Raw genomic sequence first — 16607 nt, forward strand, 5'->3', positions numbered from 1 at the left:
ATGCTAAACTTAAAACAGTTTACAATTTGTTATTTGCACTATGACCGCGAAAACTTTATATGCTTATACGCTTCAGCCTGTTCCTTACGAGGTAACAGAAGCTGAACAACGTAATGCACAGCTTCTTATCTGGCGCAGCACCAATAAAATCAGCACAAAAATCTGGGCAATTATGGGCGTAATTTTAGCCCTTGCGATTTTAGGTCTTATTTTTATTAAGAACTACTCTACAGTGATTTGCTGGGTTGCTATTGTTGGTGTAGTGCTTTATTACCTTGGCCGCACATATGGTTTGGAATGGTACGTGAAGCGTAAGATGAATGAGTTTCCTGTACAGGAAATTAAAGGCATTCGCTTAGGTGTACAACCTCACGGTATCGTAATGCGCCAGCAAATGGGATTACAAGAAGGCGTTGGAACTATTGGGTGGAAAAACATCTATGAATGGTACAACACGCCTGACTTTATTTTAGTTAACTTTAAAGTAAAAGATCCTAAGGGCCAAGAACAGCAAGGTGCATATATCTTGCCTAAACGCATGGACTCTAAAAACTTTTCTTTCAATACAATTCGTAAGCATTTGAAAGAAACTGTAGGTGAACCAAAAACTTTATAAGTTCACCTCATTAAAAAGCCTCCTTTACAGGAGGTTTTTTATTATGCTAAAAATAAATGATAATGAAAATTAATATTATCTCCAAAATCCATACTATCTACTCAATCTTCGGCTATACTCCGTTACAAGATCTCCATCATATTCACATTTTTCGACCATGTTTAAAAAGTTTTTATTTCAAATTCATTGGTTTATGGGTATTAGTGCTGGCCTCATCTTATCAATTATGGGTGTTACAGGCGCAATTTATTCTTATGATCAACAAATTTTAAAATGGGTAAATACAGATAGTTATGTTGTACAAGCAGTAAGCTCACCTAAGCTTACCCCTGCTCAGCTTTATCAACATTTCGCAACAACCCAGCCTGAAATTAAAATTAATAGCATTACCATAGCCAAAGATCCTACCGCCTCATCTGTTGTAAACATTGAAAAAGAAGGCGAACGACGTGGCTACAATATGATGGTTAACCCTTATACAGCACAGGTATTGCCTGATGTTAAAGGCCGAGAGTTACTTCTATTAATACAACAAATTCACCGTAACTTAACTGCTGGTGAGTTCGGTAAACAAATTACTGGTGCTTGTGCCCTCATGCTCATTTATTTTGTCTTGAGCGGATTATATTTACGTTGGCCCAAGAAACACTCTGCACGTCAATGGCTTGCTGTTAAACCCAAACTTAAAGGTCGAAATTTTATTTGGGATTTACACGCTGTCGTAGGTACATGGGTTATTGTTTTTTATCTTCTTTTTGCATGTACAGGTTTATACTGGTCATATGACTGGTGGCGTAGCGGTATGTTCAAAGTACTAGGTGTAGAACAACCTAAAATGCAAGGACATGGCGGAGCTGGACGCGATAAAGACAAATCTTCTGAAGCTAAATTAGATAGCGCTCAGCTGATTACTGCCCTCAACCAGACTTGGAGTGGCTTTAACAATAAAATCGGACGTGACTATTCAACTTTAACAGTGAATTTACCGAAAAAAGATGATGGAAAATTAGAATTAACTTTTGTTGATGCAACACCACAACACGAACGTGCACGTAACCAAGCTATTTATAACTATAAAACTGCCAGTATTGAAAAGATGGAGCTTTATGAAGATAAAAAGCTTAATCAAAAAATCATGAGTAGCATGTTACCCGTACACCGTGGCAGCTTCTTTGGACCAGTTTATCAATTTGTAGCAATGCTTGCGTCTTTAGCGATGCCTTTATTCTTTGTTACCGGATGGATGCTTTACCTAAAACGTCGTAAACAGAAAAAACTAACACAAGCTGCTCGCCAATCTTTAGCTGGTCACTACATTGATCAAAATGCTAAACCTTGGTTAATTACTTATGCCACCCAAACAGGAGTTGCAGAGCAACTCGCATGGAGTACCGCAACTAGCTTACAAGAAGCACATCAACCTGTTCAGGTTAAATCTATACAACAGTTAACTGAAGCGGATTTACAACAGCATCAACAAATTCTTTTTGTGATCAGTACTTATGGTACTGGAGAGGCACCAGATTTAGCTTCGAGTTTTGCTAAAAAGCTATTAAAAACGCAATTAGAGCTCAAACATCTCAGATATGCTGTGTTAGCTTTAGGCTCGAAAGAATACCCAGATACTTATTGTAGTTTTGGTCACACTGTAGATGCATGGCTTAAAAACAATGGAGCTGAAGCCTACTTTGATACGATTGAAGTCGATAATGCAAATCCAGCACATATTCAAAACTGGAATCAAGCTCTTACAAAAGCAACTAAACTAGATTTGCATGCTGTTAATCTTGAAAAAGTATTTGACACTTGGACATTACAACAACGTGATTTACTCAACCCAAATAGTCTAGGGGAACCCGCTTACAATATTGAACTTACTGCCAATCATGAAGCTGTATGGCAAGCGGGAGATATTGCTGAAATACAACCAGGTAATAGTCCTGAACGTATTAATGAGTTTTTACAACACCACCATATTCTTAGAAATGCAGTGGTAGACTCGCTACAAATTTCTATTGAAAAGGCGCTTTGGAATAAAGATTTAACGGGTGAAATTGAACCGTTTGCGAATCTGGACCACTTATTAGAACAGCTCCCTACCCTACCAACGCGGGAATATTCAATTGCTAGCATCCCTTCTCAGCAAGCGCTTCGTTTGGTTGTTCGCCAGCAATCCGATGAATCTGGTCATTTAGGGTTAGGATCTGGCTGGCTGACTCAATACACAGAAATTAATCAGAGTATTGCATTACGTATTCGCACCAATGAATCTTTTCACTTGATCGATGATAATCGCCCAATTATCTGTATCGGCAATGGAACGGGAATCGCAGGTTTAATGAGTTTACTTCATACCCGAACTCGTCATAACTATACTGAAAACTGGCTTATTTTTGGTGAACGCCAACGAACTCATGATTTCTTCTATGCATCAACTATTGAAGCTTGGCAAACAATGGGAATGTTAAAGCGACTTGATTTGGCATTCTCACGTGATCAAGAGCAACGTATATATGTTCAAGATCTAATAAGAGAAAATGCAGCGGAATTGGTCAAATGGATTGAGCACGGTGCAGTTCTTTATATTTGTGGAAGTATTGAAGGAATGGCTAGCGGAGTAGATCAAGCGCTTATTGATATTTTAGGTGAAGAACAAGTCGATGAGCTAAGACAGCAAGGCCGTTATCGCCGCGATGTTTATTAAATTTCAATAAATAATAAAGCCGAGTAATAGCTAAAATGCTTTACTCGGCTTTTTATTGCAATCAGCATTGAATTCGGAATGATTTTGCATACACTGTCTGCAATTTAAATTGCAACTTTAAACACAATGCAAGTCAGTAAGTGGATTCGGATTTTTCTAGCTATCATTGGTTCGATTTTATTTTTGGACGGCTTATTTCTAGCTTTTCTAAATAAAATTCATGTAGGCACAATTGTTCCTTTAATCTTAGGGGCATTTTTCTGTCTCTATGCATTATTTTATTATCATCTGGAACGTTTTTTCTTTTACCACTATCGACTGCATTCAGTTTGGCGTTTTGGATGGCTATGTTTTTGGATCTGGTTAATAGGCTTAGGCTATTTTTTTAATTTTATTAAAGAAAATAAAGATACAGGTCAAAATATTCCCGCTGTGAAAGCAATTATTGTTTTAGGTAGTGGTGTAGAAAATGGTCAACCTTCTGCCATTCTTGCAAAACGCCTTGATACAGCAGCCCCTGTTGCCCTTTCGCAACCTCAAGCGAAAGTTGTTTTAACAGGTGGTTTAGACTTTTCAGAAAAAGAACCCGAAGCATTAGTCATGTCTCGTTACTTGGAACAACGTTTTCATATAGCAAAAGACCGAATGATTCTTGAAGACAAAAGCACAAGTACTGAACTTAACCTTAGAAACAGCAAACCATTACTTGAACAGAGTCATATTAGTATTGATCAACCCATTGCGATTGTTACAAGTGACTTCCATACCCCACGGGCTGCAGCTATTGCAAAGAAACAAGGCTATACCCAGGTTTATACAGTTGCTGCTGAAACGCCTTTGGTCACCCGCTATAACGCTTGGCTACGTGAATACTTTGCGTATGCGAGTGGCTGGATTCTAAACGAGTATTAATATTAGTTCAGAAAGCTGCTATTACTTTACGGCATGGCAGCTTTAGTTAAACCAGATAGTAATCATAATTTAAAGTAATAAAATCTGAACTTAAAAAATTAAGCATAGAAAGGATAGGTTTTGACTAACAATAGAAGAGATAAAATAGATAGATAAGAAATAGGAATAGCAGAAACGCCAAAAACACTAAATAAATTAGTGCATATTTTTTTAAAACTTAAAAAATTATGGTGGGCGCTGACGGGATCGAACCGCCGACATTCTGCTTGTAAGGCAGACGCTCTACCAACTGAGCTAAGCGCCCTGATTGAAAAAGACAACAAACGCAGTCTTTATACATTACATCCTCTAGATCAGGGAATCAAGAGAATGGCGCAGCGGACGGGGCTCGAACCCGCGACCCCCGGCGTGACAGGCCGGTATTCTAACCAACTGAACTACCGCTGCACTTGCAATACTTTAAAAATAAAGCATGGTCACAAATTATGGTGGGCGCTGACGGGATCGAACCGCCGACATTCTGCTTGTAAGGCAGACGCTCTACCAACTGAGCTAAGCGCCCTGCAAAAGCGTTTTATAAAAGTGGCGCAGCGGACGGGGCTCGAACCCGCGACCCCCGGCGTGACAGGCCGGTATTCTAACCAACTGAACTACCGCTGCACTTTCACAATATCGCAATTGTGGGGTAAACGATGTTAAGTCTTAAGTGGCGCAGCGGACGGGGCTCGAACCCGCGACCCCCGGCGTGACAGGCCGGTATTCTAACCAACTGAACTACCGCTGCACTTGAGAGCTTAACGTAAAGGCTTGGTGGGCGCTGACGGGATCGAACCGCCGACATTCTGCTTGTAAGGCAGACGCTCTACCAACTGAGCTAAGCGCCCTTAACGTCTTCATCGTTTGTGAGGTGCATTATAGAGAATCTTTAACAGGTGTCAAACGCTTTTCGACAACTTTTCAAAAAAATGCGAATGAATGATTAAAAATAAGTCATTATTAAGTAAAAAACAATTTTTTGTATTTTATTTAAGCACTTATTTTAATATTTTGATCATTCGACGAATAAAACAAGAATGTTTAAAATCACAATTTAGGTTAAAGATTGTTCAGACAAATAAACAAGAGCATCTTCAGGGACTAAATCAAACAATTCAATGATTTCATCATTACGCATTCGAATACATCCATGTGACATTGGAACACCCATTGGTTCTTTATCAGGAGTACCATGAATATAGATATAACGTTGCATAGTGTCGTGCCCATCTCCTTTGTTAAAGCCCTCTTCTAAACCATCTAACCAAAGAATGCGTGACAATATCCAATCTCGTTCCGGAAATTGTGTAGCGAGTTCACTGCTATAGACTTCGCCTGTTGGCTTACGTGCAATAAAAACTGCATTTTTAGGGGACTGCATACCAAATTTCTGGGCAACACGATGCCATCCACGTGGAGTTTTCCCGGTATTTTCTTGTTCCCCTATTCCATTCTTACCTGTAGAAACCACATAAAACTTATTATGTTTAGGGAGGCTTAAAGTTTGGTTTGCTAAATCGATAAGAATATCTGCATCTTCAAGTTTAAATTTGGACATCGAATTTCTTCTCTTATATAAACTCAACTCTATTTTGAGCTTTAATGAAAAATTATGGGAAAGCTTGTCTTGCACCGAAATTAAAAGATTATCAATCTTCTTTTATCTACGCGCAGTTTCACTGCTTGTCTTGAGCCAAAAATAAAAGATTATCAATCTTCTTTTATCTACGCGCGGTTTCACCGCTTGTCTTGCGCCAAAATTAAAAGATTATCAATCTTTTAATTTTGGCTCAGGGCGTAGCCATAACCAAATTGCAACAACGAGCATGGTAGTATCAGTGAAAACTTTCACCCAAAATGGCGCAGAGGTAAACAGCATTAAAATACCGCTTGCGGTCATCATAATGCTTGCGATCCATTTTGCCTTACGTGGTACCGTACCATTGGCTCGCCAATCACGTAGGGTTGGTCCATATTTTGGATGATTTAATAGCCATGCATCCATCTGAGGCCATCCTTTTGAGGCAGCCCAAGCAGCCAGAATAAGAAACACTGTTGTCGGCATGCCTGGTAAAATTGCTCCAATAATACCAAGCGTGATAAAAATCACGACCAGAGTTCGCCAAAACAATGTTCGCATATATAAACCTTAAGCTATTGTTGATCGTAGTATAAAGTGTTTTTCTGGTATTGTTTTGTTGATCGACCATGAAATTGGGATGAATTATTTCGAGTACTAAACGTATGAATATTGCCTCAGTTAAAACATCCTATTTTGAGCCATGGCTACAGTTCAACCATCCAATGGTAAGACAATTAGCCTTTACTATTGCTAGTCCCAATTTACTTTGTCATCTTCCTCAAAGTCTTTCTATTCAGCATAACTTTCAATTACACCCTGATCAGATTTGGGAACAACATTTTCAGAACTATTTACCACGTTTAAAACAACTCGATGAAACACCAGAACCTTTACTTCAGTTTATGTCTCGGCTTAAAAGCACACGCTTAGGCTTACGTTTTGAAAATTTACTTTGGTTTTGGTTACAGGAAGATCAATATCATTCTTATCAGTTATTAGGCCATAGTATTCAAAAAATTGAGGGCGCAAAAACTTTAGGGGAGCTCGATTTTTTAGTTTTAAATAAAGAAACTCAACAAGTTGAACATTGGGAAGTTGCCCTAAAATATTACTTGGGTGAAGGTCAATTAAATTTAGAACAGTGGATTGGCCTAAACAGAGAAGATACTTTGAGTAAAAAGCTTTATCACTTTACCGATAAGCAGTTTCAGTTTTCAGAAGCTTTAGGTTTTAAAGTTCAACAGCGTTTTGCTGTACTAAAAGGTCAGCTCTACCTTCCCTTAAATTCAGCTCAAGACCAATCGATTCCAGACTGGGTAAATTCAACCCGTCGTCTCGGATTTTGGGGAACAGTGATTCCTAACTACAATTTTTATCGTCTAGAGAGACATGAATGGCTTTGTCCAAATAAACAAGCAAGTTCAAACACTGCTTATTGGTGGGCTGACGGCTTATATTATAGAAACACTGAGAACACTCAGTTTTATATGTTTAGACATCCTCCTCTCTTAAGTCTAAGACTCGACAACGACGAAAAAATGCCGCTTTACAAGTAGGTATGGGCTTATAGAAACAATTTATAACGTTTTTACTATTAAATAGTCATGTTTCTTTTTACGTTTGTTTTTTAATCTAAATTTACTTCATTATTAAATTTAAACGGAGAAAATGATGAAAAAAGTTTTAGTCGCGTCTGTAATGATTGCATTTGTATTAACTGGCTGTAATACGTTCAAGGGTTTTGGTAAAGATGTCTCTAAAGCTGGTGATGCTGTAAGTAATACCGCACAAAAAACTGAGAATAAAATGTAAGTTATGCACAGCTTCGGAAAACCTTATCACTTCGATAAGGTTTTTTTATTTTTAAATACCCAACCTTCAGAGATTCGCCTATTATATCGGACTATATTTCACCTACTCATCATGTAGTTTCCGGTATGAACCACTCAGACACTCTCTCGCTTAGTTTAGAACTTTTACAACAGCCTTCTGTTACTCCTATTGATCATACTTGCCAAACGATTATGGCTGACCGCTTAGCTAAAGCTGGTTTTCACATTGAGCCTATGCGCTTTGGAGATGTCGATAATTTATGGGCTCGACGCGGCACTGAAGGGCCTGTGTTTTGTTTTGCAGGACATACCGATGTTGTTCCGACAGGCCGTTTAGATGCGTGGAATTCAGACCCATTTGCACCAGAAATTCGTGATGGCAAACTCTATGGTCGTGGTTCAGCTGATATGAAAACTGCGTTGGCAGCGATGGTGGTCGCATCTGAACGCTTTGTAGCAAAGCATCCAAATCATAAGGGCTCAATTGCTTTTTTAATTACTTCAGATGAAGAAGGCCCTGCTGTTAACGGTACAGTTAAAGTTATTGAAACACTTGAAGAGCGTAATGAAAAAATTACATGGTGTTTGGTCGGTGAGCCATCAAGTACAAGTAAATTAGGTGATATTGTTAAAAATGGCCGTCGTGGTTCTTTAAATGGCGTACTACATGTTCATGGTAAACAAGGTCACGTGGCATATCCTCACTTAGCTCGCAATCCAATTCATGAAGCTTCGGCTGCCTTAGCACAGTTATGTCAAACTGTTTGGGACAATGGAAATGAATATTTCCCTGCAACTTCATTCCAAATTTCGAATATTCATTCAGGTACTGGTGCAACTAACGTTATTCCAGGTACTTTAGAAGTTACTTTTAACTTCCGTTACTCAACAGAAGTTACAGCTGAACAGCTGAAACAGCGCGTACATGAAATTTTAGATAAGCATGGTTTGCAATATGAGATTGACTGGAACTTATCTGGTTTACCATTTTTAACTCCAGTAGGTGAATTAGTTAATGCTGCTCAAACTGCTATTTTAAATGTAACTGGCACTGAAACTGAGTTATCGACTAGTGGCGGTACATCTGATGGTCGTTTCATTGCGCCAACAGGTGCACAAGTTTTAGAACTTGGTGTTCTAAATGCAACTATTCATCAAATTAATGAACATGTGGATGTACATGACCTTGATCCATTAACTGATATTTATGAGCAAATTTTAGAGAACCTACTTGCTTAAAATATTAAAGATCAGTAATTAGATAAAAAGCATCCTCTTTAAGGTGCTTTTTATTATTTTTAACTGTGAGTATATTTTTTAAAAATCTTAAAATAAGATTCTTATTTATTAATCCAGATAATTTATTTTCATAATCTTTATAGAACTTCTTTTGAGTTCTTATCTATCCATTGCAATATAGTGGGCCAGACTTCCTTAGCAGCATTTTGGCTTAAAACAATTCGGCTATGGGAATAATTTTCCAAGTTATTATTAGAGTAACCAAATTCACGAAATACGTTATCTTGATTTTCAAAAGCTTTTAAATATTCATAACATCCTTTAACTGGTGCAATAAATTTATCGCCAGTTCCGCTAATAGAATATATTGGGACTCTAATAGAGCTCATATGTTTTTTATAATCAATATTTTTAAATTCACTCATAAAATTTTGCTTTAAATTCCAGTTAAACCAAGGTCGCATGGTGTAGTAGCTTTCATTTACTCGTCCTAATTTAAATTTATTAGCTGGTATCTGACCTAGACCTTTAACAATGAGTTTTGCAGAAAAGAGTTTAATAAAATCAAAAGAGTTATTTACTGCTCCAAATGCTTGGCAAGCTATAAAAGTAATACTTTGGATATCCTTTAAATATTCTGGATAATTAATCAAGAACATTGTTAAGCATAAACCTCCGCCACTATGGGTTACACAGTGTAAAGAAGCTATATTAAAATTTTGATAAATATAATGAAATGCAGTCTTATATTCATACAAAGCAACAGTTTCAAAATTAAATGGTATATCTGTTTTTGGGCTTGTACCGTGCCCTCGCCATTCTAAAATAAAACACATATACCCATGATTTGCCAAATAATCTGCAATACCCATACAAACAGTCTTGTCTGAAAAAGCACCATGAGATAAGAAAATTGCTTCTTTTTTTATCAGGGTATTCTCGCTTTTAGCAACTTCCCATAAAGCAAACTCGCCATGGTCATCTGTTTTTAAAATATGCAGCTCTTTATGAATTGACATTTATTTTCTACTGTTGCAAAGATTTTATTCTAGATTGACTTAATAATGCCTGAATAAGTGGAGTATAAAACTCACCTTCATTAATAAGTTTAATATATTCATCATTATGCTCTACCCAACCTTCTTCAGCTAATGCATCCCAAATAGGCTTATAATCGAGTTTAATATCACTATTAAAAATTTTCTCGTACTTTTTGGTGTTAATTTTCATTTCCTGTAATGCTTGAAATAACCAAATTAACTTTACGTCTTCAGGATCATGAACAAACATACGTTCAACAGGAAGTTTATTTAAAGATATTGCATTGTAGTATTCAGTTAAGTTTCGATGATTCATTGCTGAAACAGATTTAATACTTGATGAGTTAGGTTGCAGTCTCATATTAACCGCTGCATAACCTAATCCACTCATTGTGGTCATTTTACTTTGGCCATTGGCATCTAAGCAGTCTCTAAGGTTATCTTCATATAAATATTTCTCTGAAATTAATTGGTTATTATCTTCTTTTTCCCAATCATATACTGTTTTTTGTTTATAGCCTTTGCTTATTAAGAACTGTTTAGCAATGTTATACATTTCAATTTTCTTCTCAATAGAGGGCATATTTTGCTTTTGTTTTGTCGCAAAGTCAGAACGACCAGCAATATTAAGCTCATAGTGTGTAATATGTTTTATTCCTGATTGAACAATACTTTCCAAGTCTCCTAGCATTACCTCAACTGTTTGATTTGGCCAACCATAGATCAAATCGACGTTACAAGATAAAGAGTACTTATGGAACAATTCAATTGCATCAAAAACCTGCTTTCTCGTTTGTTTTCGACCGCTTGTAGCGATTAACTCATCATTAACCTGTTGTACTCCCATACTGACACGATTAAAACCTGCATCTTTAATTGCTCTTATTTTATCTTCATTAAAAAGTTGAGGGATACCTTCTAATGTCATTTCTATAGGGCTAGATATACCAGCATTGGGAAAAAGAGAAGATACAACCTTAGTCAGTTTTATATAATCATTAGGCTGAAGTAAATTAGGTGTACCTCCCCCTACATACAAACTTTCAAGCTTAGCTCCTTGATAAAATTCTTTATATAAGTGGGCTTCCCTACTTAAAAAATCCAGATAATAGTCCATTTCCCGCTTACCTTTATAGTCTTGTGTTGGGAAGAGACAAAATCCACAATGAGGTGGATCAGTAGGAATACAATATGGAATGCCTAAATATAAATTTATAGACTTATATTGAGCATCTGTATTTAATAAAAAGTAATTATTTTCTTCTTCCTTTAAATCTGTTTTCCACATTTTAGGTGAAGGATGAGTATGCAGAACTTTATTTGATAAATGTCTTACTTTATTTTTTTGGATGAAATTTTTAATTGAAGCAATATCCATAGTCACTATATTTGTCATTGTATATCAATAAATATATTGTATTTAAATATAATAAATTACGCAATTAATTTAATTATTCCAAACATCATAATTTTTATTTTTATAAATTTAATCTAGAGTAAAATTTTTGAATTTATATAATAAAAATATAGCCATAAATTTAGATATTTTAAAAAATAAAAACCCATCTTTTAGTATTATTAATATATTATTTAGTCATCATAAAAAAAGGAACTCATTTTGAGTTCCTTTTTTCTTTATAAACCTAGCATTTTTTCAATATATTCTAGGTTCGGTATATGGTAGCGTCGATCTTGCATTCGCACATATTTAAATACTGTTGGGTGCTGTTCAGCTTCCTGACGCTCATCTACTTCATCGACAATTTCAGAAATACGTAGACGAACAGAAAGTGGCATTGTTTTACACATTAATGCAAAACGTTGGCTAATATCTTCCCCTTCAATAACCAATGCTACAGCATATTGATCAGTTTCGTTATGGACTGAGTAGATAGGTAGCTTTACATCATGCCACTCAATATGTTTTACGCCATTTCTTACGTCCATAGCGGATAACACAATATTTTGGGGCAACAGCATAGGTACCTGATCATTACATTCAATGATATAGGCATCAATAAAACCAGTTGAAACCGTAATAAGATGCTGTAGCTCTTGCTGGTCCATATTACCGATCAAAGATGTATTTACACTACCTTTCATGATTTGACCTCGCTTTCAAAAGCTACAAGTAAAGCATCGATATTCTCTAGTAACTCTTCCTCTTGGAAAGGTTTACCCATATATTGACTTACACCTAACGAGAATGCTCGTTCACGATGTTTTTCACCTGTTCTGGATGTAATCATAATGATTGGCATGTATTGATGCATATCATGATGTCGTACAAGATTAAGTACTTCGAAACCATCCATACGTGGCATTTCAATATCAAGTAGCATTAGATCTGGCTTAATATTTTCTAGCTGCTCTATGGCATCCACACCATCTTTAGCTGTAACAACATCGTAACCTTGGCGTTCAAGTAGTCGAGACGTTACTTTACGTACAGTTACCGAGTCATCGACAATCATAACGAGACGGCGCTCGTCTGATTCACGTTGTCTATATACTGCTTCATTAAGCTGCTTATGACGCGGCGTAGACTGAATTTGTCGCGCAATATTTTGTCCGTCTAAAATTAAGCAAACCTGTCCATCACCTAAAATCGTGGCACCTGCAATTGCTCCAATGCTAGCGAACTGTTGACCAATTGGTTTCACTACAATTTGTGCTCGAGAACCAATTAACTGGTCAACAAGCAAAGCCACAGTTTGGCCATTGTTGGCTTTAATCATTAAGACAGGTAATGAATACATCATGCCATTTAGTCGTGGCATTGGTTGATTACCAACAAATTCTGAAAGATAACGTAATGGATAACGTTTATTTTCATACTCGAATAGTTCTTTAGGACTTTCAAAATACTGCTCTAAAGAAGCTGGCGAAACTCGAACAATTCGATCGATTTGAGCAAGTGGAATCGCAAATTGCTGATCTGCTACTTTCACCATTAAGGCATCACTTACAGCTACAGTGGTCGGTACACGAATAGTAAATGTGGTTCCCTTACCGTAAACAGAGTCAACGCTAACATGTCCACCTAAAGCCTTAATATCGCTTTGTACGACATCGAGTCCAACACCACGTCCAGAAATTTGAGTAATCTGATCTGCAGTACTTAACCCTGGATGGAAGATCAGCTGTAGAATGTCTTGCTGTTCCAAGTCCTGTTCAGGCTTGATCAGACCCGCGAGTAGTGCTTTCTGGCGCACTTTTTCAACATCAATACCTTGTCCATCATCGCTAAAGACAACGACAACATCTGTACCTTGACGTTGAATGTTAAGTTCAATACGCCCTGCTTCCGGTTTATTTGCTTGTTGACGCTGTGCTCGGTCTTCTAAACCATGGTCAATTGCGTTTCTAAGCATATGCTCAAGCGGCGTCACTAAGCGTTCTAAAATGTTACGGTCTAACTCACCTTCTGTATTATTTACAAAAAGCTCAGCAGGTCTGTTCAATGCGGTAGATGTCTGACGCACAATTCGCTGCAAACGCGGTAACAAACGCGAAAATGGAACCAGTCGTGTTCGCATCAAACCTTCTTGAATTTCTGCCTGAATTCGTGACTGTTGTAAGAGCAGACTTTCTGTATCTCTAATCTTGTGAGATAACGTATTTTTAAAGTCGACTAAGTCCGATGCAGATTCAGCAAGAGATTTCGATAACTGATTTAAAGATGAATATTGGTCCATCTCTAAAGGGTCAAAGTCGGTATAACGAGAGTGCTCAATACCATGTTTGGCAATAATTTGTGTTTCTAACTCGCCTTCCATTCGACGTAACTGATCGGCAAGTCGTTGAATAGCCAATTCCATTTCAACCAAGGTATGACCAAACTGGCTCAAGTCCATTTCAATTCGTGAACGGTTAATCGAGTTCTCACCAGACAAATCAATCATCTTCTCGATCAAGTCTGCTGAAACACGGATCATTTCATTGTTCTGATCCAGACGTTCTGTTTGCTCCCATACGCCCATCATTGGCGGCGGTTCTGTACCATCACCTTGTATAAAGGTCATCACAGGTTCTGAGCTAAACAAATCAGTTTTCGTTAACTTAGCCGGGATTTGGATATTCGTTTCAAAGAATTGAATATTTTCTAAACTTTGCTGTAATCCATCGAAATGCTGATAGTTGTGCTTGAAAATAGCATCTTTTAGCCATGCAACTGCACTTTCGAGCAAATGGTCATAAATATTTGAGTTGAAGTGATGCAGTGCAAATTGTTCAAATGTATTTTCGAGTTGATAGGCAATGGCGTAGACGGCTTCTAAACCGACCATTCGTGCGCCACCCTTCAAACTATGCACAGCTCTTTGTAATTGAAGTAAGATACTACGGTTTGTACGCTGCTCAAACCATTGTTTCAATAGCACATCAGCCATTTCTAACAATTCAGCAGCTTCTTCTAGGAATGTCTGCTCAACAACAGCAGTAATATCCTGTTCTTCAACTACCGCTTCATTCTCTTGCAATGATGTAACGGATGTTATTGCTTCAACTGGCGTAGCTAACTCAGTAACAACAGTATCAAATACCTGATCATGATGAGCTTCTAATTCTGCAAGAACAGGCTCAATTTCTGCCGGTATTTCATCGATTAATACTTCAGATATCAGCTCTTGTTCAGAGAATATTTCACTTTCAGTATCAAGTGCTTCAACCATTGGTACAGGTTGGAAGTTAGAGTTTTTAGCCGCTTGTTTTAACGCGTTAATGGTATAAGGAGCTGCGTAATCTAGCTGTTGTTCACGCATGATTTGCAGACGGTCAGCCAAGTCATCTTGGACCAAACGAATAAAATCAATTAGAGGTGAAGTTGCAACTAACTGCTTTTGAATTAAACGCTCATATATACTTTCTAATTCATGGGTAATTGAACCAAGATAAGTCGCCTGAACCATATTTGCTCCACCTTTCAAGGTATGCAAATAGCGCATTAAATTATTCAGGGCTGCAAAGTTTTCTTGTTCACCGACCCAAATATTGAGATCGGTATCAATTCCCTCAAGTAGCTCATCAGCTTCTTCAAGAAAGATATCTAAAAGGTCAGCATCAAAGTTTCGATTTACCTGTGTAGAAGAAATATACTGGCGATCTTGCTGTACACTCTGGCTTAATACAGTCCAGTCAGCAGAGTCTGAGAGACTCTCTAACGTAACAACAACTTCTAGCTCAGGTTCAATATTGAATAATGGCTCAATAGAAATCGAATCTTGCTGAGACAGATCGTTTTGAATGCTCGGAGTATGTAGCGTATAAAGTTTTAATTCTTCTAGAATACTTTGATGTTGCTTAACAATACCGACTCGCTGACCAGCAGCCAAGGCATCGAACAATTGAATAAGCTGTTGATGCGCTTTTTGATAAATTTCAAAAATATAGTCTGATTGCAATAACAAAGGTTTATCAAGCAATACATCATAGCTTTCTTTCAGTTGACTGGTATATTCATGCAAACCAAGCATTGCTTGAGAATGTGTATGTTGTAACAACAGGTCAGCCTGTTCACTTAGACGTTCAAGATAGCTTGGAAATTCATTACGAATTCCTTTCTCAAAATCTAATTCTGCATCTAGTAGCTCAGAAACATCTAACAGCAATAATTGTGATACCAAGCCATGAGACGGCATTAATGGATCTGTTCGATCACCATGTTGCTCAACGTAAGCATCCCATGATTGATTAAATTGCTGTAATCTCGCTTCAAGCTGTTCACTTGAACTACGGTTAGATAGTAGTTCTAAGCTATCTCTAATAAACTCACGATATTGTTGTAATAATAAAATCTCATCTGAGTTAGAAGAAAGCTCTTCTTGCAATAGTATTTTAAATAAGTGCTCAACTTTGGTACTGGCGTCAAAAATTGTTTCGACCTGCGCCATTGCAGAACTACCACGTAAAGTATGCAGCGCGCGTATTAAAGCATTATAGCTCTCATACTGGTGTAGCTCTTGATCTAAGAACTGGTGAATTGTAGCTAAATGCTCCTCCGCCTCTTCCATAAACAAGGTCAAAGTTTCATCTAGATTTATTTCAATTCCAGTATGCGCATCTTGAGCGATTGACTCAACTAATGAATCTTGCTCAATATAATCTAGCTCAAGTCCAGTTACTGTTTCAGCAGTAAGCGTATTTGAAAGTTGTAAAAGCTCTTCTAAAGCAGGTTCTAAACTTTGCTGTTGTTGTAGTTGTTGGCCTAATAAAATAAGCGGTCTAAAATCTACTGCATGTGCTCTTTTTTGCTTAAAGTTATCTACTAATTTAAGGAAATAGAACTTAAACACTAACTGAACATAGCTCTGGATAGCTGGAGTCAACTTAAGGCTTTGATTGATTACTCGATTGAGCGTATCTTCAACTGTCCAAGCAAGCTCAGCTGAAGATTTAGCACCAATCATTCTTCCAGAACCTTTTAAGGTATGAAAATGGCGGCGAATTTCAGTGAGCGTAGCAGTATTCTCAGACTGCATCCATTCATTTAGCAATGGTTGCAAATCAACAAAAATTTCTTCAATTTCTTCGACGAAAATGTCAAGAAACTCAGCATCTTGTTCAGAATAGCTATCTTCAGGTAGCGTCATTGCTTCAGTTAAAGTTTTTAATATTTCTTTCATAGCAAAGGCTTCTTTTGCTTACC

At 37.3% G+C, this 16607-nt stretch carries 12 protein-coding genes and 6 tRNA genes; 6 read left to right on the forward strand and 12 right to left on the reverse strand.

Annotated features, from left to right (window positions below):
* Nucleotides 1-40: 40 nt before the first annotated feature.
* The 3 genes from AC1PJ9_RS08325 to AC1PJ9_RS08335 all read left to right on the forward strand — a co-directional run bounded on the left by AC1PJ9_RS08325 (nucleotide 41) and on the right by AC1PJ9_RS08335 (nucleotide 4232).
* Complete coding sequence (locus AC1PJ9_RS08325) at nucleotides 41-616, forward strand: SdpI family protein (protein WP_002051565.1); 576 nt, start codon at nucleotides 41-43, stop codon at nucleotides 614-616.
* 157 nt (nucleotides 617-773) lie between these two features.
* On the forward strand, nucleotides 774-3320 hold the full coding sequence (locus AC1PJ9_RS08330) for a PepSY domain-containing protein (RefSeq protein ID WP_311086925.1): 2547 nt from the start codon (nucleotides 774-776) through the stop codon (nucleotides 3318-3320).
* 126 nt (nucleotides 3321-3446) lie between these two features.
* Complete coding sequence (locus AC1PJ9_RS08335; protein ID WP_263614507.1) at nucleotides 3447-4232, forward strand: YdcF family protein; 786 nt, start codon at nucleotides 3447-3449, stop codon at nucleotides 4230-4232.
* 228 nt (nucleotides 4233-4460) lie between these two features.
* Here AC1PJ9_RS08335 and AC1PJ9_RS08340 read toward each other — a convergent pair.
* The 8 genes from AC1PJ9_RS08340 to AC1PJ9_RS08375 all read right to left on the reverse strand — a co-directional run bounded on the left by AC1PJ9_RS08340 (nucleotide 4461) and on the right by AC1PJ9_RS08375 (nucleotide 6408).
* Nucleotides 4461-4536: transfer RNA gene (locus AC1PJ9_RS08340), tRNA-Val, on the reverse strand.
* A 66-nt stretch (nucleotides 4537-4602) separates the two neighbouring features.
* A tRNA-Asp gene (locus AC1PJ9_RS08345) sits at nucleotides 4603-4679 on the reverse strand.
* A gap of 39 nt (nucleotides 4680-4718) precedes the next feature.
* Nucleotides 4719-4794: transfer RNA gene (locus tag AC1PJ9_RS08350), tRNA-Val, on the reverse strand.
* Between the two features lie 21 nt (nucleotides 4795-4815).
* Nucleotides 4816-4892, reverse strand: a tRNA-Asp gene (locus tag AC1PJ9_RS08355).
* Nucleotides 4893-4939: 47 nt separating this feature from the next.
* Nucleotides 4940-5016: transfer RNA gene (locus AC1PJ9_RS08360), tRNA-Asp, on the reverse strand.
* A gap of 24 nt (nucleotides 5017-5040) precedes the next feature.
* Nucleotides 5041-5116 (reverse strand) — tRNA-Val (locus AC1PJ9_RS08365).
* 206 nt (nucleotides 5117-5322) lie between these two features.
* Complete coding sequence (gene elsL, locus AC1PJ9_RS08370; protein ID WP_311086613.1) at nucleotides 5323-5826, reverse strand: cell wall-recycling L,D-carboxypeptidase ElsL; 504 nt, start codon at nucleotides 5824-5826, stop codon at nucleotides 5323-5325.
* Between the two features lie 213 nt (nucleotides 5827-6039).
* Nucleotides 6040-6408, reverse strand: a complete 369-nt coding sequence (locus AC1PJ9_RS08375) for a YbaN family protein (protein ID WP_002051275.1) — start codon at nucleotides 6406-6408, stop codon at nucleotides 6040-6042.
* A 104-nt stretch (nucleotides 6409-6512) separates the two neighbouring features.
* Between AC1PJ9_RS08375 and AC1PJ9_RS08380 the strand changes: the two genes are divergently transcribed.
* The 3 genes from AC1PJ9_RS08380 (at nucleotide 6513) to dapE (ending at nucleotide 8921) form a co-directional block, all read left to right on the forward strand.
* Nucleotides 6513-7406 carry a DUF1853 family protein gene (locus AC1PJ9_RS08380; RefSeq protein WP_311086612.1) on the forward strand — a complete coding sequence of 298 codons (894 nt, stop codon included), beginning with the start codon at nucleotides 6513-6515 and terminating at the stop codon, nucleotides 7404-7406.
* Nucleotides 7407-7518: 112 nt separating this feature from the next.
* Entirely contained in the window at nucleotides 7519-7662 is a 144-nt protein-coding gene (locus tag AC1PJ9_RS08385) for an entericidin A/B family lipoprotein (RefSeq protein WP_002051109.1), read from the forward strand.
* Nucleotides 7663-7787: 125 nt separating this feature from the next.
* Entirely contained in the window at nucleotides 7788-8921 is a 1134-nt protein-coding gene (dapE, locus tag AC1PJ9_RS08390) for a succinyl-diaminopimelate desuccinylase (protein ID WP_311086611.1), read from the forward strand.
* A gap of 137 nt (nucleotides 8922-9058) precedes the next feature.
* Here dapE and AC1PJ9_RS08395 read toward each other — a convergent pair whose 3' ends face one another.
* The 4 genes from AC1PJ9_RS08395 to AC1PJ9_RS08410 form a co-directional block, all read right to left on the reverse strand.
* Nucleotides 9059-9940 carry an alpha/beta fold hydrolase gene (locus tag AC1PJ9_RS08395; RefSeq protein ID WP_311086610.1) on the reverse strand — a complete coding sequence of 294 codons (882 nt, stop codon included), beginning with the start codon at nucleotides 9938-9940 and terminating at the stop codon, nucleotides 9059-9061.
* A 7-nt stretch (nucleotides 9941-9947) separates the two neighbouring features.
* The gene (locus AC1PJ9_RS08400; RefSeq protein WP_311086609.1) at nucleotides 9948-11357 is read right to left on the reverse strand and encodes a coproporphyrinogen-III oxidase family protein; all 1410 of its coding nucleotides are present in this window, start codon (nucleotides 11355-11357) and stop codon (nucleotides 9948-9950) included.
* 239 nt (nucleotides 11358-11596) lie between these two features.
* Nucleotides 11597-12064, reverse strand: coding sequence for a hypothetical protein (locus tag AC1PJ9_RS08405; RefSeq protein WP_311086608.1), 468 nt, complete (start codon nucleotides 12062-12064; stop codon nucleotides 11597-11599).
* The gene (locus AC1PJ9_RS08410; protein ID WP_311086607.1) at nucleotides 12061-16584 is read right to left on the reverse strand and encodes an Hpt domain-containing protein; all 4524 of its coding nucleotides are present in this window, start codon (nucleotides 16582-16584) and stop codon (nucleotides 12061-12063) included. The genes AC1PJ9_RS08405 and AC1PJ9_RS08410 overlap by 4 nt, the downstream gene beginning before the upstream one ends.
* Between the last annotated feature and the right edge of the window lie 23 nt (nucleotides 16585-16607).

Source organism: Acinetobacter sp. 70_2 (assembly GCF_056736115.1).